Source organism: Nocardioides conyzicola (genome assembly GCF_039543825.1).
Classification (GTDB): Bacteria; Actinomycetota; Actinomycetes; order Propionibacteriales; family Nocardioidaceae; genus Nocardioides; species Nocardioides conyzicola.
Window position 1 is genome coordinate 49,090 of sequence record NZ_BAABKM010000004.1, and the last position, 18,603, is coordinate 67,692.

Genomic DNA, 18,603 nt, shown 5'->3' on the forward strand with positions numbered 1-18,603 from the left:
AGTCGTGGTGCTTTCGAGGCCCCGACCTCGTACGGTGGACGGCATGACACGCATCGCGATCGTCGGGGGGCACGGGCAGGTGGCCCGGCACCTCATCCACGACCTACGCAGGTCCGACCACGACCCGGTGGCGCTCGTGCGCAAGGAGGAGTACCGGGACGAGCTCGAGAGCAAGGGCGCGGAGGTGCGAATCCTCGACATCGAGCAGCAGGGCGCAGAGGACTTCGCCCGGGCCTTCGAGGGCTGCGAGGCGGTCGTCTTCGCGGCGGGCGGTGGGCCGGACGGCAACATCGAGCGCAAGCGCACCGTCGATCTCGAGGGATCCCTCAAGTCGATCGAGGGCGCTCGGCAAGCGGGCATCCGGCGCTTCGTCCAGATCTCCGCGATCGGCGTCGACGACCCGCTGCCGGAGGACACCTCCGACGTCTGGCGGGCGTACGTCGAGGCCAAGCGCGACGCCGACGCCGCCCTGCGGGCCAGCGACCTCGACTGGACGATCATCCGCCCGGGCCGTCTCACCGACGACCCCGCGACCGGACTCGTGTCGCTCGGCGCGGACCTCGGCGGAGGCGACGTTCCCCGCGCCGACGTGGCGGCCGTGGTCGCCGGTGTGCTGGACGCCCCGCGCACGATCGGCAAGCAGTGGGTCCTGGTCAGCGGCACCACCTCGGTCGGCGAGGCGATCGCCACCGCGAGCTGACTACACCTCGTCGTCGACCAGGCTGTTGTAGGCGACGACGCCCCGGCGCAGGGCCGCGACGGTCTGGCGCGCGGTCTCGCGCACCGGGCTGTCCCCGGCGGCTCCGGCGACCTGACCGGCCAGGTCGATCAGCTGCTTCATCCACCGGACGAAGTCACCCGCGGCGAGGTCACTGACCTTCAGCACGTCGTCGAGGTCGTCCCCCTCGGCCCAGCGGTAGGCGATCCACGCGAAGCCGAGGTCGGGCGCGCGCAGGAAGTCGAGCTTGTGGTCCCGCTCGAGGGCGTCCAGGCTCCCCCACAGCTTCACCATCTCGCCGATGACCTCGCGCACGGCGCCGCCGGGCAGCCGCGGCGACGAGGCGTCGTCGGGACGGCGCGCCTCGAAGACGAGCACCGACAGCACGGCCGCCAGCCCCGACGGCGAGAGCTCGTCCCACAGGCCCAGGCGGATCGACTCCGCCGCGACCAGGTCCATGTCGGAGTAGAGCCGCATCAGGTGGCGACCGCGGTCGGTGATCGTGTCGCCCTCGAGGTACTCCAGCGCGGTCAGCACGTCGCAGACCCGGTCGAACTGACGGGCCACGGTGTTGGTCCGCTGCTCCACGCGGCGGCGCAGCGTCTGCGCGTCCCGGTCGAGCTTGCCGTAGCGCTCCGCCCAGCGTGCGTGGTCCTCCCGGTCGGGACAGGCGTGGCACGGGTGGGTACGCAGCTCTTCCCGGAGCCGGCTGATCTCCTCGTCGGCGTGCGTGCGGACCTGGTCGCCACGCACCCCACGCTGCTTGGTCAGCCGAGGCGGTGCCAGGTCGTGCGTCTTGGCCTTCAGCGACGAGGCGAGGTCGCGACGCATCTGCGGGTTGCGGCCGTTGAAGTTCTTGGGGATCCGGACCTTCCCCATGGCCTCCACCGGGGCCGGGAAGTCGATCATCGCGAGGCGGCGCGCCTGGCGGTCGGAGGTCACGACGTACGGCCGCGGCCCCTCCGGCGACCAACCGGGATCGATGACGACGGCCCAGCCGGCGAACTTGCCGGTCGGCACCATGATCACGTCCCCTGGCTTGAGCTCCTTCAGCGACTCCACGGCCTCCTCGCGCTGGTCGGCCTTGCGCGCCTTGCTGGCGCCCTTCTCGAGGTCGCTGATCCGCTGGCGGATCGCGGCGTACTCCATGAAGTCGCCCCGGTCGCACGTGGCCGCCTCCCGGTAGCCGGCCAGCGCGTCCTCGGCCTTGCGCAGCTGCCGCGCCAGCCCCACGACGGCCTTGTCGGCCTGGAACTGCGCGAACGACTGCTCCAGCAGCTCGCGCGAGCGGGTGCGGCCGAACTGGTGCACGAGGTTGACGGCCATGTTGTACGACGGCCGGAACGACGAGCGCAGCGGGTAGGTGCGAGTGGAGGCGAGGCCGGCCAGCTCGCGCGGGTTCATCCCCGGCTGCCAGAGCACGACGCCGTGGCCCTCGACGTCGAGGCCACGACGACCGGCGCGGCCGGTGAGCTGGGTGTACTCCCCCGGCGTGATCGCGGCGTGGGTCTCGCCGTTCCACTTGTCGAGCTTCTCGATCACGACCGTCCGCGCCGGCATGTTGATGCCGAGCGCGAGGGTCTCCGTGGCGAAGACGACCTTGCACAGCCCGCGCACGTAGAGCTCTTCGACGCACTGCTTGAACGCCGGCAGCATCCCGGCGTGGTGCGCGGCCACGCCGCGCGTCAGGCCGTCGAGGAAGTCGTGGTAGCCGAGCACTTGGAGGTCGTCGGGCGGGAGGTGGCGGCAGGACTCCTCGACGAACGCGAAGATCTCGTCACGCTCCTCCGGCTTCGTCAGCCGGATGCCGGCGCTGAGGCACTGCGTGACGGCGGCGTCGCAGCCCACCCGGCTGAAGACGAACACGATCGCCGGGAGCAGGCCCTCGCGGTCGAGGCGGTCGATCACGTCGACGCGGCTCGGGATCCACACCCGGCGGCCGTTGCCGACCTGGCGCTGCCCGGTCTTCTTCGCTCCCCGCGGGGTACGCCGGTCCTTGATGCGCGTGCTCGCCCAGTCGTCGCGCGCCACCTTGAGCAGCTCGTCGTTGACGGGGGCACCCTCCTTGACGAAGCCGGCGGCGGCATCGACGTCCGAGGAGGCGAAGAGGTCCAGCAGCCGCTTGCCCACCATCACGTGCTGGTAGAGCGGCACCGGCCGCTTCTCCTCGACGATCACGGTGGTGTCGCCCCGGACCGTCTCGAGCCACTCGCCGAACTCCTCCGCGTTGGAGACGGTCGCGGACAGCGAGACCAGGGCCACCGACTCCGGGAGGTGGATGATCACCTCTTCCCAGACGGCGCCGCGCTCGCGGTTGGCGAGGTAGTGCACCTCGTCCATGACCACGAAGCCCAGGCCGAGCAGGGTGCGCGACCCGGCGTACAGCATGTTGCGCAGCACCTCGGTGGTCATCACCACGATCGGGGCCTCGCCGTTGACGACGTTGTCGCCGGTCAGCAGGCCGACCTTGTCGGTGCCGTAGCGGGACACGAGGTCGTTGTACTTCTGGTTGGACAGCGCCTTGATCGGGGTGGTGAAGAAGCACTTGCGCCCGGTCTCGAGGGCCAGGTGCACGGCGAACTCGCCGACGATCGTCTTGCCCGACCCGGTCGGTGCCGCGACGAGGACGCTGCGGCCCTCCTCGATCGCCTCGCACCCGCGCAGCTGGAAGTCGTCGAGCGGGAAGTCGTAGAGGCCGGCGAAGTCGCGGAGCACGGGGTGCTGCTTGAGCTTGCGGTACGACGAGTACCGCTCGGACGGCGAAAGCTGCTGGTCGTCCGCGGTGCTCATGGAGCCAGCCTAGGCGGCGGGTCAGTACAGGACGGTCAGCGCGCCGGGAGCGCACTCCACCGTGAGCGGCAGCGCGCCGAAACGCTCGCCGTCGGCGTACGAGACGATCCCCGGCGCCGCGACCGTCACGGAGCGCACCCGGTGGTGCTGGTACGCCGGGTGGGTGGTGTGGGTGCCCTTGAAGAGCTTCGGGTAGGTGCGCACCAGCGCACCCTTGCTCATCGGCTTGATGATGACGACGTCGAGCAGGCCGTCGTCGAGGACCGCGCCCTCGGTGATCCGCAGGCCGCCGCCGAACGACGGGCCGTTGCCGACCGAGACCATCATCGCCTCGAGCGAGAGGGTCTCGCCGTCGAGCTCGAGGGTGTACGGCAGGGGGTTGAACGTCCGCAGCTCGGCGAGAGTGGCGATGTTGTAGCGCATCTGCCCCTTGGGCCAGGTCATCTGGTTGGCCCGCTCGTTGACGACGGCGTCGAACCCGGCGCAGAGCACGGTGGTGAAGTACTGCGACCCGCTGCGGGCCAGGTCGACGGTGCGGGTCCGGCCGGCGAGCAGGCGCTCGGTGGCGGCGCGCGGGTCCTTGCGCGGCAGGTCGAAGTAGCGGGCGACGTCGTTGCCCGTGCCGGCCGGGATGATGCCCAGCCGGGTCGGGGTTCCGGCGATGGCCTGGACCCCGATGTGGACCATGCCGTCCCCGCCGGCGATGACGAGCGTGTCGAAACCGTCGGCCACGCACTGGCGGGCGATGTCGAGGGCCTCGTCGGCGTCGCGGCCGGCCAGGCTCCGCGGGGTCAGCCCCGCCTCCTTGAAGCGCTCCAGCGCCGCGTCGCGCGCCTTCGCGCCCCGTCCCTTGCCGGACGTCGGGTTGGTCAGGAGCGCGATCTCGCCCAGGCTGCCGGTCACGGGCGAAGAGTAGCGCCGACTACCGGCCGGAGTCGCCGATCCTGAGCAGGACGGCGTACCGCTCGGCCGAGGCGCCCACGGAGCGCGCCAGCCGGGCGAAGGCGTCGAGCACGAGGTCGGCGGTGAAGGACGTGCCGGGCACGGCGAGGGCCAGCCGGTCGTCGCGCCGGACCAGGTGCACCTCACCGTGCCGCCACGCCTGGTGGGCCCGCAGCCGGACGGCGTCGCTGGCGACCGGCTCGGGGTAGGCCTCGTCCACCGCGACCAGGTCGCACGCGAGCGGCTCGTGGTCCTCGGCGAGGAGCTCGCCCCGTACGGCGTACCCGGTGCGCAGGCCGCCCAGCGCCGACCAGGTCACCTCCGCGACCCCGAGCCACTCGGGGAGGTCGAAGGGGTCGACGGGGGTGAGCGCCTCCCTCACAGTGGCGACGCCTCGTCGGGCGAGAGACCTGCGTTGGGGTTGGCCTCGGCCTTGCGGCGGTCGTGCGTGCGCGCCAGGACCTCGGAGATGCCGTAGAGGATGACCATCGGGACGGCCATGATCGTCATCGTGAACGGGTCCGTGGAGGGGGTCGCGATCGCGGCGAAGACGAAGATGCCGATGATGATCCAGGGTCGGTACTGCGCGAGCGTCTTGCCCTTGACGACGCCGGCCAGGTTGAGCATCACCACGAAGACCGGGATCTCGAACGCGAGCCCGAAGACCAGCAGGGTGCGGGTGAAGAACTGCAGGTAGTCGTTGAAGTCGATCAGGTTGGTGATGCCGTCGGGGTTGAACCCGATCAGGACCTCGAGGCCCTTCGGCAAGGTGAGCCAGCCGAGGAGCACACCGACCAGGAAGAGGGGTGCCGCGATGACGACGAAGATGCGGGTCCAGCGCTTCTCGCTGGGGTGCAGGCCCGGGACGATGAACGCCCAGATCTGGTAGAGCCAGACCGGGCAGGTGACGATCAGGGCGGTGAAGCCGCAGAGCTTGAGGTACAGCATCAGGCCGCCGCCGGCGCCCTGGGTCGTGGGCAGCGTGGCGCCCTGGGGAAGGTTCTCCCTGGCCGTCTTGTAGGGCCCGTACACGAAGTCGTAGAGCTGGTCGAAGAAGAACAGCGAGACGCCGAAGACGACCAGGAAGGTCAGTGCGACCCGGAGGACGCGTGCACGGAGCTCGCGGAAGTGGTCCGAGAGCGCCATCCGGCCGTCGGCACCCACCGGGTGCATCGGTTTGCCGGAGAACAGCCGAAAAATACCTCGTAGCGCCACGGGCGTGCGGGGCGTCCGGTCTCAGCCGTTGTTCTTGTCGGCCTGGCGGTCCTCGACGGGTGCCTGGTCCTGCGTCGTCGTCGGCGGCAGCTCGACCGGCGGCGGGGCGACGGGCGGCGTCGTGGTGTCCTTGACGTCGTCATCGTCGTCGTCGTCGCGCAGACCCTTGGTCTCCGCCTTGAAGATGCGCAACGCCTGGCCGGTCCCGCGGGCCAGATCGGGCAGCTTGGCGGCACCGAAGACCAGCACCACGATGACCAGGATCACGAGCCACTCGGCTCCCTGGGGCATTCCGATCATGGGGTTGAGCATCGTGACCTCATCTGTTGGTAGTCGGCGTCAGCCATGCTACGCCTTGGGCGAACTGACCGGTCGTCACGGGTAGAGGCTGAGGGCCTCACGCGCGGCGGCGGCGTACGACGCGGCGTACTCGGGCGGGCTGAGCACTCGCGCGTGGGGTGCGAGCCGCAGCAGGAGCCGCTGCAGCCACCGCTCGTTGGCGACCACGAGGTCCACCTCGAGGCGGCCACCGCGGCGCCGGCGTACGGCGTGGACGGGGTAGTACTCGACCACCCAGCGGGCAGCCGCGTCGAGCTCCAGTGTCGCCAGGATCGTGTCGGGCGACTGCGGGAAGAAACCGTCCTTGCCGAGGTCGCGCGGCGGCTCGGGCTCGGACTGGATCTCGCTGTCGAGCACCTCCGCCCGGGCGATCCGGTCCAGGCGGAAGAGGCGCGGTGCCTCGGCGCTGTGGCACCAGGCGTCGAGGTACGTGAAGCCGTCCGCGGTGACGACGCCGCGCGGGTCGACCACGCGCTCGGACTGCTCGTCGCGGGAGGGGACGTAGTAGCTCAGCCGCACCTGGCGGCGCTCGGCACTGGCCCGGCGGAGGTCGGCCTCGAGGCGCACCAGGTCGGGTCCGCCCGGGGAGTCGCCGGGGTCGATCTGGGCGACGCCGGAGCCGTGGGCGGCCGCCGCCTCCAGCTTGGCGAGCGCCCGGTCGACGATCTCGCGGGTCTCCTCGCCGGCACTCCCCCGCAGCGCCCGCAGCGCGACGATGATCGCGGTCGCCTCGGTGGGGGTCAGCCGCAGCGGCCGGGCGAGGTAGTCGGCGTTGGTGACCCGGATGACGCCATCGCCCCCCGGCTCCTCGAGCGCGTCCAGGTCGACGTCGATGAGGTCGTCGGGGTAGCCGCCGGGCAGGCCGCACATCAGCAGGACGTTGAGGTCGGCCAGGACCTGCTCGGCCGACACCCCCAGCGCGGTCGCGGCGTCCTCGAGGCGTACGGCGCCGCGCGCGTGCAGGAAGGGCACCAGCGTGAGGAGCCGGGCGACCTGGTCCTTGGCCCCCGCCGGCTGGATGCTCATGCGGACTCCCCCACCACGGCGCGGAGCCGGCGGACGACCTCGGCGCGCAGCTCGTCGGGCGACTCGACGTAGACGTCCGCCCCGTAGCCGAGCAGCTCCTCGGCGGCCGAGGTCCCGCCGCGGCCGATGCGGACCCGGTCCCACGACGTGCGGGTGTCCGGGCCGTCGACACCGGTCTCGACCGAGAGGGCGTCGCGCCGCAGGGCGTTGCCCGCGTCGCCGCGGACCAGCACCACCGCTTCCCCGGTGGCCGGTGCGGGCGCCAGGCGTACGGCGGTCGCGCGCACGTCGGTGCCGGGCGGGACGTCGTACGACCCGGGCGCGCCGACCTTGCGCGCCGCACCCTCGACCCGGGACAGCCGGAAGACGCGCTCCTGCTTGCGGTCGGTGTCGAGGCCGACGACGTACCAGCGTCCGGAGTAGCGGACGACTCCCCAGGGCTGCAGGTGCCGGGTGGTGGTGCGGGGGGCGCCGGGGCGCCGGTAGTCGAACTCGACCGGGGTCCGCTCCTGGGTCGCCTCCCAGAAGACGTCGAACGACGGCTCGTCAGCCGACAGTCGCGGCTCGGCGATGTCGAGCGCCGACTCGTCGATCTCGACGCCGAGGGCGGTGAGCTTGCGGACCGCCTCCGTGGTGGCGTCCGCGAGCCGGGCGTGCTGCCACACCCGGGTCGCGAGCCCGATGACCGCGGCCTCGTCAGGCGTCAGCGCGATGTCGGGGAGGGCCAGCAGGTCGGCGCGCACCCGGTAGCCCGGCTCGTCGTCGAAGTAGGCGTCCATGTTCCCGACCTCGATGGGCACGCCGAGGCTGCGCAGCTCTTCCTTGTCGCGCTCGAACATCTTCTCGAAGGCGTCGGTCGACGCGTCCGGGTAGAGGAACTCGCGGATCCGGTCCTTGCTGACGTAGTGGCGCTGGACCAGCAGCATGATCAGCAGGTTGAGCAGGCGCTCGCTCTTCCTGCCCGTCGTGCTGTTCATGCTGCTGATCCTTCCCGATGGATCAGGATGCAGCCAGGATGTCGACCACGAAGTAGAGCGTGTCGGTGCCCTTGATGCCGGCCTGGGCGTTGCCCTTCTTGCCGTAGCCGTCCGCCGGCGGGATCGCGAGGACCACGCGGCTGCCGACCTTGACGCCGACCAGCGTCTTGTCCCAGCCGGGGACGACGCCGCCGACGCCGATGGCGAACGACGCGGGGGTCTTGCTGTAGCTCTCGTCGAACGGCTTCTTGGCGTCGTAGACCTGGCCGAAGTAGTTGACCGTGATGGTCTGGCCCTTCTTGACGGCGTCGCCCGAGCCCTCGATCAGGGTCGCGGAGCGCAGCTTGCCGTTGGGCTCCGGCGTGCCCTTGAAGTCGAGGCCGGTGACCTTGTCACCGTCGGTGACGAGACCCGGTGCCCACGACGGCGCCGACTGCTTCTTGCCGTCCGGGCCCTTGAGCACCGTCGTCACGTCGATCAGGTCCACGACGATCAGGACCGTGTCCTTGTTGCCGATGCCCATCTGGGCGTTGCCGCTGTCACCGAAGGCGTCCTTCGCGGTGGCCGTGACGGCGACGCGGGAGCCGACCGTCTGGTCGAGGACCGCGTCCTTGAAGACCGGGTTGAGGTCGGCGCTGGCCGGGATGGTCTCGGTCTGGCCCGAGTCGTAGGTGCTGTAGGCCTGCTTCTGCGTGGTGCCGTTGCCGATCCAGATGTGGGCGGCGACCTGGTCGCCGTCGGCGATCTTGTCGCCGTCACCCTTGGTGACCACCGTGGTCGCGGTCTTGCTCACGTCGAGCTTGCCGTCCCACTTGACCTTGGGAGCCTTGCCGACGTCACCGGTGATGGCGATCCCGTGGAGGGCGTCGCTGGAGCTCGTGTCGTCCTTGTCGCTACCGCCGTCGGAGCCACAGGCGACCAGCGTGGTGCCGAGCAGGAGCGGGAGGAGCAGGACCGGGAGGCGTCGGAGACGTCGTGACACAGGTTCAACCTTAGGTTCGAGTACAGGGCAGCCCGGACACAGTAGCCGCCGACCCTGAGCGGATCCTGACCGCCGGGGCGCTCCGTGGGACGTACGCCGGCCGCTACATGCCGTCGATGAGGCGCTGGACCCGCTCGTCGTACGCCCGGAACGGGTCCTTGCAGAGCACGGTCCGCTGCGCCTGGTCGTTGAGCTTGAGGTGCACCCAGTCGACGGTGAAGTCGCGCCGGCGCTCCTGGGCCTTGCGGATGAACTCGCCGCGGAGACGGGCCCGGGTGGTCTGCGGCGGCACCGACTTGGCCTCGAAGATCTTCAGGTCGGTCGTCACCCGGGCGACCATGCCGCGCTTCTCGAGCAGGTAGTAGAGGCCGCGGTTGCGGTGGATGTCGTGGTAGGCGAGGTCCAGCTGGGCGACCCGGGGGTGGCCGAGCGGGAGCCCGTGCTTGGCGCGGTACTGCTCGATCAGCTTCCACTTGATGACCCAGTCGATCTCGCGGTCCACCAGGCCCAGGTCGTCCGACTCGACCGCCTTGAGGCCGCGCTCCCACAGGTCGAGCGCCGCCTCGATCACCGGCGTGCTGATCTCGCGGCGGTCGACGAAGTCGCGGGCCTTGGAGAGGTACTCCTGCTGGATCTCGAGCGCACTGGCCTCGCGACCGTTGGCGAGCCGGATCTTGCGGCGCCCGGTGACGTCGTGCGAGATCTCGCGGATCGCCCGGATCGGGTTCTCCATCGTGAGGTCGCGCATCACCACGCCCTCCTCGATCATCCGGAGGACCAGGTCGCAGCTGGCGACCTTGAGCATCGTGGTGGTCTCGCTCATGTTGGAGTCGCCGACGATGACGTGCAGGCGGCGGTACTTCTCCGCGTCCGCGTGGGGCTCGTCGCGGGTGTTGATGATGGGGCGGCTGCGCGTGGTGGCGCTGCTGACGCCCTCCCAGATGTGCTCGGCGCGCTGCGAGACGGAGAACGTGGCGCCGCGAGGGGTCTGGGTGATCTTGCCGGCGCCGACCACGATCTGGCGGGTGACCAGGAACGGGATGAGCACGTCGGCCAGCTTGGAGAACTCGCCGGCGCGGCTGACCAGGTAGTTCTCGTGGCAGCCGTAGGAGTTGCCGGCCGAGTCGGTGTTGTTCTTGAAGAGGTAGATCTCGCCGGCAATGCCCTCGTCGTGCAGCCGCTGCTCGGCATCGAGCAGCAGTCCCTCGAGGACCCGCTCCCCCGCCTTGTCGTGGGTGACCAGCTCGACGATGTCGTCGCACTCGGGGGTGGCGTACTCCGGGTGGCTGCCCACGTCGAGGTAGAGCCGCGCGCCGTTGCGCAGGAAGACGTTGCTGCTGCGGCCCCAGCTGACGACCTTGCGGAAGAGGTAGCGCGCGACCTCGTCGGGGCTCAGCCTGCGCTGGCCCTTGAACGTGCACGTGACGCCGTACTCGTTCTCGATACCGAAGATCCGCCGGTCCACGTGATCAGCCTAGGCCGATGCCGGTCAAACCGACCGCGAACCGCCGCGCCACTCGTGTCACTTCCGGTCGGGCGGCGGTGCGATCGGGGGCTCGCCGGTGAGCGGGTCCTCGAGAGGCGCCACGTCGCCGCTGACCTGGTCGGTCGGGTCCGCGGGGTCGTCGGGACCGCCGTCGGTCGGCACCGTCCCCGGGGCGTTGTCCTCGGGCAGCGGGTCCGCCGGCGTGGCCGGGCCCCGTCCGGCGAGGAGCTGGTCGAGCCGGGCCGGCCGGAGCCGGACGAACTTCCGCGGCTGCGTCCGGGTGCGGTCGAGCACGGCCACCTCGAGGTCGGCCACCGGGATGACCCGGTCCTCCCCCTCGGTGTGACCGAGCGCAGCGACCGCCACGCCGAGGGCGTCGCTGAGCGGCGCACCCTCGGTGTAGTGCTCCTCGAGGTAGCCGGCGACGACGTCGGCCGCGCCACCCATGACGGCGTAGCCGTGCTCGTCGGCGACCTGGCCGTCGTACGTCAGCCGGTAGAGCTGGTCGTCCGCGGCGACGTCGCCGATCTCGCCGACGAAGAGCTCCACCTCGTACGGCTTCTCGCCGCCGCTCGAGAAGATCGTGCCCAGGGTCTGGGCGTAGGCGTTGGCGAGGGCTCGGCCCGTCACGTCGCGCCGGTCGTAGGCGTAGCCGCGCATGTCGGCCAGGCGTACGCCGGCGATGCGCAGGTTCTCGAACTCGTTGTAGCGGCCGACCGCCGCGAACGCGATCCGGTCGTAGATCTCGGAGACCTTGTGCAGCGCCTGGGACGGGTTCTCTGAGGCGAACAGCACGCCGTCGGCGTACTGCACCGCGACCACCGAACGACCGCGGCCGATGCCCTTGCGGGCGAAGTCGGCCCGGTCCTTCATCAGCTGCTCGGGCGACACGTAGAACGGCATGCTCATGCGCTTGCTCCCCCGTCCAGCGAGGCGGCCGGGCCGTCGGGCCGGCCCATCCGGCCGGCGATCACCCGGTCGGCGATCGCGGCCACCTCGGCGTCCGGCATCCGGTAGCCGCCGTCGGTGGTCATCACCTGGACGACCGGGAAGATCCGGCGCGTCACGTCGGGTCCACCGGTGGCGGAGTCGTCGTCGGCCGCGTCGTACAGCGCCTCGACGACGGCCTGCACGGTCTGCTCGGCGGTGAAGTCGTCGCGGTAGAGCTTCTTGAGCGAGCCGCGCGCGAAGAGCGAGCCGGAGCCGACCGAGTGGAACGCGGTCTCCTCGTAGCGGCCGCCGGTGACGTCGTAGCTGAAGATCCGGCCGCCCTCGGTGTTGTGGTCGAACCCGGCGAAGAGGGGGACGACGGCCAGCCCCTGCATCGCCATGCCGAGGTTGTTGCGGATCAGGGCCGAGAGGCGGTTGGCCTTGCCGTCCATGGACAGCGTGCTGCCCTCGATCTTCTCGTAGTGCTCGAGCTCGGTCTGGAAGAGGCGCACCATCTCGACCGCGAGACCGGCGGTGCCGGCGATGCCGACCGCGGAGAACTCGTCGGCCGGGAAGACCTTCTGGATGTCGCGCTGGGCGATGATGTTGCCCATCGTGGCGCGGCGGTCGCCGGCCATGATCACGCCGCCGGGGAAGGTCGCCGAGACGATCGTCGTGCCGTGCGGCGCGAGGTCGCCGGCGTACCCCTGCGGGATCGCCTGGCGGCCCGGGAGCAGGTCGGGAGCCTGCACGGACAGGAACTCCGAGAACGACGAGGTGCCCGGCTGCAGGAAGGCAGCAGGAAGGCGCGAGTCGCCCAAGGCCTACTCCCCGCCCTTCTGGATGAACGACTTCACGAAGTCCTCGGCGTTGGTCTCGAGCACGTCGTCGATCTCGTCGAGGAGGTCGTCCACGTCGCTGTCGAGGGCTTCCTTGCGCTCGGCGACATCGGTCTCGGGGCTGGCCTCGACGGCTTCCTCGGACTCGGACGAGCGACGCGGTTGCTTCTGCTCCTGTGCCATGTGACGACCCTATCTAGTCAGCGGGTGAGAGCGGTGAACAAAGCCTCCGCCGTCTCACTTCGGTCGAGCAGCTCGCCCACGTGGGCCTTGCTGCCGCGCAGCGGGTCGATGGTCGGCACCCGCTGGAGGGACTCACGGCCGGGCAGGTCGAAGATCACCGAGTCCCAGGACGCCGCGGCCACGTGCTCGGCATACTTCTCGAGGCAGCGACCGCGGAAGTAGGCCCGGGTGTCCTCGGGCGGGTCGTGCATCGCGCCCTCGATCGCCGGGTCGGCAAGCAGCCGCTCGATCCGGCCGGCGGCGACGAGGCGGTGGTAGAGGCCCTTCTCGGGCCGGATGTCGGCGTACTGCAGGTCGATCGCCTGGAGCTTCGCACTGTCCCAGTCCAGGCCGTCCCGGTCGCGGTACTGCTCGAGCAGCTTGAGCTTGGCGACCCAGTCCAGCTCGCGGGACAGCGACATCGGGTCGTTCTCGAGCCGGTCCAGCACCGACTCCCAGCGGGCGAGCACGTCGACGGTCTGGCGGTCCGCGTCGGCGCCGTACCGGTCCTCGACGTACTTCTTGGCGAGGTCGAGGTACTCCAGCTGCAGCTGGATGCCGGTCAGCTCACGTCCGTCGACGAGGCGCACCTTGTGCTGCAGCGTCGGGTCGTGGGAGATCGCGCGGAGGCCGGCGACCGGGCCGTCGACCGTGAGGTCGGTCGTGATGAACCGGTCCTCGATCATGGCGAGCACGAGCGACGTCGTGCCGACCTTGAGGTACGTCGAGACCTCGGCCAGGTTGGCGTCGCCGATGATCACGTGCAGGCGGCGGTACTTCTCAGGATCCGCGTGCGGCTCGTCCCGCGTGTTGATGATCGGCCGCTTGAGGGTGGTCTCGAGGCCGACCTCGACCTCGAAGAAGTCGGCCCGCTGGCTCAGCTGGAAGCCGTGCTCGCGGCCGTCCTGGCCGATGCCGACGCGCCCGGCCCCGCAGACGACGGGCCGGCTGACGAAGAACGGCGTGAGGTGCCGGACGATGTCGCCGAACGGCGTCGACCGGCGCATCAGGTAGTTCTCGTGGGCGCCGTACGACGCGCCCTTGTTGTCGGTGTTGTTCTTGTAGAGCACGATCGACGGGCCGCCCGGCAGCTGCGCGGCCCGGCGCGACGCGTCCAGCATCACCAGCTCGCCGGCCTTGTCCCAGCGGACGGCGTCGAGCGGGGTCGTCACCTCGGGGCTGGAGTACTCCGGGTGCGCGTGGTCGACGTACAACCGGGCGCCGTTGGTGAGGATCACGTTGGCGAGGCCCATGTCCTCGTCGGTGAGCTGGCTCGGGTCGGCGACCTGGCGCGACATGTCGAACCCGCGGGCGTCGCGCAGCGGCGACTCCTCCTCGAAGTCCCACCGGGCGCGGCGGGCACGGACGGTCGCCGAGGCGTAGGCGTTGACGACCTGCGAGGACGCGACCATCGGGTTGGCCAGGGGCTGGCCCTGCACGGCGATGCCGTACTCGACCTCGATGCCCATGACCCGCCGCACGCTCATGATCCGAGCCTACGCGAGCGGTGCAGGCCGTAGCCTCGGCTCATGGGCCTGGACAACTCCGCACGGGCGATCGCCGCCGCCGAGGCGCTCGGCCTGGCGCACACCGTGACCCGGCACGGGCAGGTGCGCTCGCTGGAGGAGGCGGCGCACGCGCGCGGGGTCGAGCCGCGGCAGATCGTCAAGACCATGGTGGTGCGGCTCAGCGACGACGACCACCGCTTCGTGCTGGTGCCCGGCGACCGCGAGATCGCGTGGCCGAAGCTCCGGGCGCTGCTCGGGGTCAACCGGATCTCGATGCCGAGTGCGGAGACGGCGTACGCCGTGACCGGCTACGAGCGCGGCACCATCACCCCGCTCGGCAGCCAGGCCGCGCTGCCGGTCATCGCCGATGCGTCCATCGCGGGGCAGATCAGCATCGGGGGCGGCGCGCACGGCGTCGCCCTCACGGTGGACGCGGCGGCGCTGGTGGCAGCGCTCGGCGCCACCGTCGCCGACGTCACTGAGCCCGCGTAGCGCTCAGGACCGGGACTCGTCGTACGCGCGTCGCGTCGCCCGCCAGCTCACCGAGGCGGCGAGCAGCCCGAGCAGGACCACCATCAACCACAGCATGGTGGGACCCTGCCCGGGCGCCGTGGCAGGTAAACGCAGGGTTACAGGTACTGGCCCGTGTTGGCGACCGTGTCGATGGACCGGCCCGGCTCGGTGCCCTGCTTGCCGGTGATGAGCGTGCGGATGAAGACGATCCGCTCGCCCTTCTTGCCGGAGATGCGGGCCCAGTCGTCCGGGTTGGTCGTGTTGGGCAGGTCCTCGTTCTCCTTGAACTCGTCGACGCACGCCTGGAGCAGGTGCGAGACCCGCAGCCCCTTCTGGTCGTGGTCGAGCAGGTCCTTGATCGCCATCTTCTTCGCGCGGTCGACGATGTTCTGGATCATGGCGCCGGAGTTGAAGTCCTTGAAGTAGAGGACCTCCTTGTCGCCGTTGGCGTAGGTCACCTCGAGGAAGCGGTTCTCCTCGGTCTCGGTGTACATCCGCTCGACCGTCGCCCGGATCATCCCGGCGACACAGGCGTCCCGGTCGCCACCGAACTCGGACAGGTCCTCGGCGTGCAGCGGCAGCGAGGCCGTGAGGTACTTGCTGAAGATGTCGCGGGCGGACTCCGCGTCCGGGCGCTCGATCTTGATCTTCACGTCGAGCCGGCCGGGCCGCAGGATGGCCGGGTCGATCATGTCCTCGCGGTTGGAGGCGCCGATGACCAGCACGTTCTCGAGCAGCTCGACGCCGTCGATCTCGCTGAGCAGCTGCGGGACGATGGTGTTCTCGACGTCGGAGGACACCCCCGACCCACGGGTCCGGAAGAGCGAGTCCATCTCGTCGAAGAACACGATGACCGGCGTGCCCTCGCTGGCCTTCTCCCGGGCCCGCTGGAAGACCAGGCGGATGTGGCGCTCGGTCTCGCCGACGTACTTGTTGAGCAGCTCCGGGCCCTTGATGTTGAGAAAGTAGGACTTCCCTTCCTGGCCGGTCTTGGCGGCGACCTTCTTGGCCAGCGAGTTGGCGACCGCCTTGGCGATCAGCGTCTTGCCGCAGCCGGGCGGGCCGTAGAGCAGGACGCCCTTCGGGGGCTTGAGCTGGTGCTCGACGAAGAGCTCGGGGTGGAGGTACGGCAGCTCGACGGCGTCGCGGATCGTCTCGATCTGGCCGAAGAGACCGCCGATGTCGCTGTAGTCGATGTCCGGGACCTCTTCGAGGACCAGCTCCTCGACCTCGGACTTCGGGACCTTCTCGTAGACGTAGCCCGAGCGGGCGTCGAGCAGCAGCGAGTCGCCGGCGCGGATCTTCTCGTTGCGCAGCGGCTCGGCGAGACGTACGACGCGCTCCTCGTCCGCGTTGGCGATGACCAGGACGCGGTCGCCGTCGGCGAGCAGCTCCTTGAACATCACGACCTCGCCGACCTTCTCGTACTCGAGGGCGGCGACGACGTTGAGCGCCTCGTTGAGCATGACCTCCTGACCACGGTGGAGGTGGTCGAGGTCGACGCTCGGCGAGACGTTGACGCGGAGCTTGCGACCGCCGGTGAAGACGTCGATCGACCCGTCCTCGTTGCGGGTGAGGAACGTGCCGAAGCCGGCCGGCGGCTGGGCCAGCCGGTCGACCTCCTCCTTGAGCTTCATGATCTGGTCGCGGGCCTCGCGCAGCGTCTGGGCGAGCCGCTCGTTCTGCGAGGTCAGGCCCGCGAGGGAGCGCTGCGCGTCCGCGAGCCGCAGCTCGAGGCCGCGCGACCCGGTCGGGCTCTCGCTCAGCCGCCGCCGGAGGTCCGAGACCTCGGCCTCCAGGAACCGGACCTGCTCAGCGAGCTCTGCGGGGGTGCTGCCCCCGGTGCTGGAAACGTCATCGGATGAAGACATCAGCGCCACCTCCTGTACTTCGACCCTACCCGCGCGGACCATGGACCGGCGTAGTCATTTCGGGGAGTTGGTCACGTTTTGGACGCGACTGGCTCCTCCGGGCTACTCCGGGAGGTCGACGGGGACGTCGGCGGGCCGCGGGCCGGTGTAGTCCGGCCCGTACGCACCCGGTGCCGGGCGCCGCTTCTTCATCGGCGCCTTCTCCCCCGGGGCCATCCGCCTGGCGGTGACCAGGAACGCGGTGTGGCCGATCATCTTGTGTCCGGGGCGTACGGCGAGGCCCTCGACGTGCCAGTCGCGCACGAGGGACTCCCAGGCCTGCGGCTCGGTGAACCCGCCGTGCAGCCGCACGGTCTCCACGAAGCGGGAGAGCTGGGTCGTCGTCGCGACGTACGCGCAGACGATGCCGCCGGGCCACAGGGCGTCGGCCGCGGCATCGAGGCACTCCCACGGCGCCAGCATGTCGAGGATGACCCGGTCTGCCCGGTCGCCGGACGCGGGCAGGGCCTCGGCGAGGTCACCGACCGTCAGCTCCCAGGCCGGGTGCGTCTCGCCCTCGGGGCCACCGAAGAACTGGCCGACGTTGCGGCGCGCGACGTCGGCGAACTCCTCGCGGCGCTCGTACGACGAGACCCGGCCGAACGGGCCGACGGCACGCAGCAGCGAGCAGGTCAGCGCGCCCGAGCCGACGCCGGCCTCGACGACGTGGGCGCCGGGGAAGATGTCGGCGAACGCGACGATCTGCGCTGCGTCCTTGGGGTAGACGACGGCCGCCCCGCGCGGCATCGAGACGACGAACTCCGAGAGCAGCGGCCGGAAGACGAGGTACTCGCCGCCGGAGGACGACACGATGGTGAAGCCCTCCTCGCGCCCGATCAGGTCGTCGTGGGACATCCCGCCGCGGTTGGTGTGGAACGTCTTCCCGGGCTCCAGGCAGATGTTGTGCCGCCGCCCCTTGCCGTCGAGCAGGCGGACCCACTCCCCGGGGCGCAGCGGCCCGCGGTGGACTCCGGACCAGGCGTCCGGAGCGACGTCGGGGGCGTTGGGGCTGGTCTCTGCGGGGGTGTCGGACACCCCCGGAACACTAGTGGCCGCCCTGCTGGAAGGCCCTATCCACGTCGGCGGTGGTCAGCACGCCGAAGACGGATCCGTCGTCCTCGACCAGGAGGTACTCGGCGGCCGGGTAGCTGGTGATCGCGGTGACGAGCTCCTCGCCGGCGATCCCGGCCGGCAGGCGGAGGTCGTCGTCGATGGAGCGGGCGACCGCCGACGTCGCGACCCAGGGACGGCGCTCCTCGGGTGTGGCCTCCAGGGCCGCCTCGCTGACGATGCCGACCGGCACTCCGGACGAGGTGACCGTGATCAGGCTGCCGGCCTGCGCCTCCTGAGCCCGGCGTACGGCCTCCGCGATGGGCAGGTCGCCGGGGACGGCGAGGGTCCGCCGCGCGAGCTGGCGGGCGATCAGGTGCGGGAGCCGGCTGCGGAGCCGGGCCGACGACATCGCCGCCGTCGCCCCCGACCAGAGGAAGGCCGCGACCACGAAGGCCAGCAGGAAGTCGAGGACCGTCGGCTCCACGCCGGTCGCCCGGGACTGCGCGACCGGCCAGAGCATCGCCGCCACGGCGGTGGCGCGACCGGCCCAGCCGGCGACGATCGTGCCGCGGTGGACGTTGCCGGAGACCTGCCAGACGGCGGACTTGAGCACCCGGCCGCCGTCGAGCGGCAGGCCGGGCACGAGGTTGAGGAGCCCGACGAGGAGGTTGGCGCCGGCGAGGCCCTCGACGGCGACGAGCAGCAGGCCCTCGGGGGTGACGAACCACAGGCCGAGCGCGACCACGCCGACGGCGATCGAGGTGAGCGGGCCGACCACGGCGATCAGGAACTCCTCGCGCGGCTTCCTCGCCTCCCGCTCGATCGAGGTCATGCCACCGAGGAAGTGCAGGGTGATCGAGCCGACCTGGAAGCCGAGGCGGCGCGCCATCACCGCGTGCGACGCCTCGTGCAGCAGCACCGAGAGGTAGAGGATCACCGCGAACGCGAACCCGGCGACGTACTTCAAGGACCCGATCCCCGGGGACGACTGCTCGATCCGCGGCGCCACGATGACCGCGATCAGGCCGGCGACCAGGAACCAGGACGACGACACGAGCACGTCGCTGCCCGCGATGGTGCCGATCTTGAACGTGCCCGCGGGTCGGGGACGGCGGGGCGAGTCGGGCACGCTTCGAGGCTAGCCGAAGGTCCC

18 protein-coding genes are annotated in these 18,603 nt (G+C 70.8%); 2 read left to right on the top strand and 16 right to left on the bottom strand.

Going from position 1 to position 18,603, the window contains the following annotated elements:
• Nucleotides 1–43 precede the first annotated feature (43 nt).
• Nucleotides 44–700, top strand: coding sequence for an SDR family oxidoreductase (locus ABEA34_RS20085; protein WP_345523345.1), 657 nt, complete (start codon nt 44–46; stop codon nt 698–700).
• Here ABEA34_RS20085 and ABEA34_RS20090 read toward each other — a convergent pair whose 3' ends face one another.
• From ABEA34_RS20090 to dop, 13 genes are all read right to left on the bottom strand, one after another.
• The gene (locus ABEA34_RS20090) at nt 701–3,508 is read right to left on the bottom strand and encodes a DEAD/DEAH box helicase (RefSeq protein ID WP_345523346.1); all 2,808 of its coding nucleotides are present in this window, start codon (nt 3,506–3,508) and stop codon (nt 701–703) included.
• A gap of 21 nt (nt 3,509–3,529) precedes the next feature.
• A complete protein-coding gene (locus ABEA34_RS20095; RefSeq protein ID WP_345523348.1) occupies nt 3,530–4,411 on the bottom strand; it encodes a diacylglycerol kinase in 882 nt (293 codons plus the stop codon).
• Between the two features lie 19 nt (nt 4,412–4,430).
• The gene (locus tag ABEA34_RS20100) at nt 4,431–4,832 is read right to left on the bottom strand and encodes a hypothetical protein (protein WP_345523350.1); all 402 of its coding nucleotides are present in this window, start codon (nt 4,830–4,832) and stop codon (nt 4,431–4,433) included.
• Nucleotides 4,829–5,623, bottom strand: coding sequence for a twin-arginine translocase subunit TatC (tatC, locus tag ABEA34_RS20105; protein ID WP_345523352.1), 795 nt, complete (start codon nt 5,621–5,623; stop codon nt 4,829–4,831). Before tatC ends, ABEA34_RS20100 begins: the two co-directional genes overlap by 4 nt.
• Before the next feature lie 63 nt (nt 5,624–5,686).
• Nucleotides 5,687–5,965, bottom strand: a complete 279-nt coding sequence (gene tatA / locus ABEA34_RS20110) for a Sec-independent protein translocase subunit TatA (protein ID WP_345523353.1) — start codon at nt 5,963–5,965, stop codon at nt 5,687–5,689.
• A gap of 75 nt (nt 5,966–6,040) precedes the next feature.
• Nucleotides 6,041–7,030, bottom strand: coding sequence for a helix-turn-helix transcriptional regulator (locus ABEA34_RS20115; protein WP_345523354.1), 990 nt, complete (start codon nt 7,028–7,030; stop codon nt 6,041–6,043).
• Nucleotides 7,027–8,007 carry a helix-turn-helix transcriptional regulator gene (locus ABEA34_RS20120; protein ID WP_345523356.1) on the bottom strand — a complete coding sequence of 327 codons (981 nt, stop codon included), beginning with the start codon at nt 8,005–8,007 and terminating at the stop codon, nt 7,027–7,029. Before ABEA34_RS20120 ends, ABEA34_RS20115 begins: the two co-directional genes overlap by 4 nt.
• 22 nt (nt 8,008–8,029) lie before the next feature.
• Nucleotides 8,030–8,989: an FKBP-type peptidyl-prolyl cis-trans isomerase gene (locus ABEA34_RS20125; protein ID WP_345523357.1), complete on the bottom strand. Its 960-nt coding sequence runs from the start codon at nt 8,987–8,989 to the stop codon at nt 8,030–8,032.
• Nucleotides 8,990–9,092: 103 nt separating this feature from the next.
• A complete protein-coding gene (pafA, locus tag ABEA34_RS20130) occupies nt 9,093–10,454 on the bottom strand; it encodes a Pup--protein ligase (protein ID WP_345523359.1) in 1,362 nt (453 codons plus the stop codon).
• 57 nt (nt 10,455–10,511) lie between these two features.
• Entirely contained in the window at nt 10,512–11,384 is an 873-nt protein-coding gene (gene prcA / locus ABEA34_RS20135) for a proteasome subunit alpha (RefSeq protein WP_345523361.1), read from the bottom strand.
• Nucleotides 11,381–12,226 (bottom strand): proteasome subunit beta, encoded by an 846-nt coding sequence (gene prcB, locus ABEA34_RS20140; RefSeq protein ID WP_345523362.1) that lies wholly within the window; start codon nt 12,224–12,226, stop codon nt 11,381–11,383. The genes prcA and prcB overlap by 4 nt, the downstream gene beginning before the upstream one ends.
• 3 nt (nt 12,227–12,229) lie before the next feature.
• Nucleotides 12,230–12,427, bottom strand: coding sequence for a ubiquitin-like protein Pup (locus tag ABEA34_RS20145; RefSeq protein ID WP_345523363.1), 198 nt, complete (start codon nt 12,425–12,427; stop codon nt 12,230–12,232).
• 17 nt (nt 12,428–12,444) lie between these two features.
• Nucleotides 12,445–13,953: a depupylase/deamidase Dop gene (dop, locus tag ABEA34_RS20150; RefSeq protein WP_345523364.1), complete on the bottom strand. Its 1,509-nt coding sequence runs from the start codon at nt 13,951–13,953 to the stop codon at nt 12,445–12,447.
• Between the two features lie 42 nt (nt 13,954–13,995).
• Between dop and ABEA34_RS20155 the strand changes: the two genes are divergently transcribed.
• Complete coding sequence (locus ABEA34_RS20155) at nt 13,996–14,466, top strand: aminoacyl-tRNA deacylase (protein ID WP_345523365.1); 471 nt, start codon at nt 13,996–13,998, stop codon at nt 14,464–14,466.
• Nucleotides 14,467–14,603: 137 nt separating this feature from the next.
• Here the strand turns inward: ABEA34_RS20155 and arc are convergent, their stop codons facing one another.
• The 3 genes from arc to ABEA34_RS20170 all read right to left on the bottom strand — a co-directional run bounded on the left by arc (nt 14,604) and on the right by ABEA34_RS20170 (nt 18,579).
• Complete coding sequence (gene arc / locus ABEA34_RS20160; protein WP_345523367.1) at nt 14,604–16,358, bottom strand: proteasome ATPase; 1,755 nt, start codon at nt 16,356–16,358, stop codon at nt 14,604–14,606.
• 102 nt (nt 16,359–16,460) lie between these two features.
• Nucleotides 16,461–17,432, bottom strand: coding sequence for a tRNA (adenine-N1)-methyltransferase (locus ABEA34_RS20165; protein ID WP_345523369.1), 972 nt, complete (start codon nt 17,430–17,432; stop codon nt 16,461–16,463).
• A gap of 10 nt (nt 17,433–17,442) precedes the next feature.
• On the bottom strand, nt 17,443–18,579 hold the full coding sequence (locus tag ABEA34_RS20170) for a site-2 protease family protein (RefSeq protein ID WP_345523371.1): 1,137 nt from the start codon (nt 18,577–18,579) through the stop codon (nt 17,443–17,445).
• Between the last annotated feature and the right edge of the window lie 24 nt (nt 18,580–18,603).

Coding starts and splice junctions, on each gene's coding strand:
- ABEA34_RS20085 (WP_345523345.1), top strand. CDS start 44: ATGACACGCATCGCGATCGTCGGGGGGCACGGGCAGGTGGCCCGGCAC.
- ABEA34_RS20090 (WP_345523346.1), bottom strand. CDS start 3,508: ATGAGCACCGCGGACGACCAGCAGCTTTCGCCGTCCGAGCGGTACTCG.
- tatC (WP_345523352.1), bottom strand. CDS start 5,623: ATGCACCCGGTGGGTGCCGACGGCCGGATGGCGCTCTCGGACCACTTC.
- tatA (WP_345523353.1), bottom strand. CDS start 5,965: ATGATCGGAATGCCCCAGGGAGCCGAGTGGCTCGTGATCCTGGTCATC.
- ABEA34_RS20115 (WP_345523354.1), bottom strand. CDS start 7,030: ATGAGCATCCAGCCGGCGGGGGCCAAGGACCAGGTCGCCCGGCTCCTC.
- ABEA34_RS20120 (WP_345523356.1), bottom strand. CDS start 8,007: ATGAACAGCACGACGGGCAGGAAGAGCGAGCGCCTGCTCAACCTGCTG.
- prcA (WP_345523361.1), bottom strand. CDS start 11,384: ATGAGCATGCCGTTCTACGTGTCGCCCGAGCAGCTGATGAAGGACCGG.
- ABEA34_RS20145 (WP_345523363.1), bottom strand. CDS start 12,427: ATGGCACAGGAGCAGAAGCAACCGCGTCGCTCGTCCGAGTCCGAGGAA.
- dop (WP_345523364.1), bottom strand. CDS start 13,953: ATGAGCGTGCGGCGGGTCATGGGCATCGAGGTCGAGTACGGCATCGCC.
- ABEA34_RS20155 (WP_345523365.1), top strand. CDS start 13,996: ATGGGCCTGGACAACTCCGCACGGGCGATCGCCGCCGCCGAGGCGCTC.
- arc (WP_345523367.1), bottom strand. CDS start 16,358: ATGTCTTCATCCGATGACGTTTCCAGCACCGGGGGCAGCACCCCCGCA.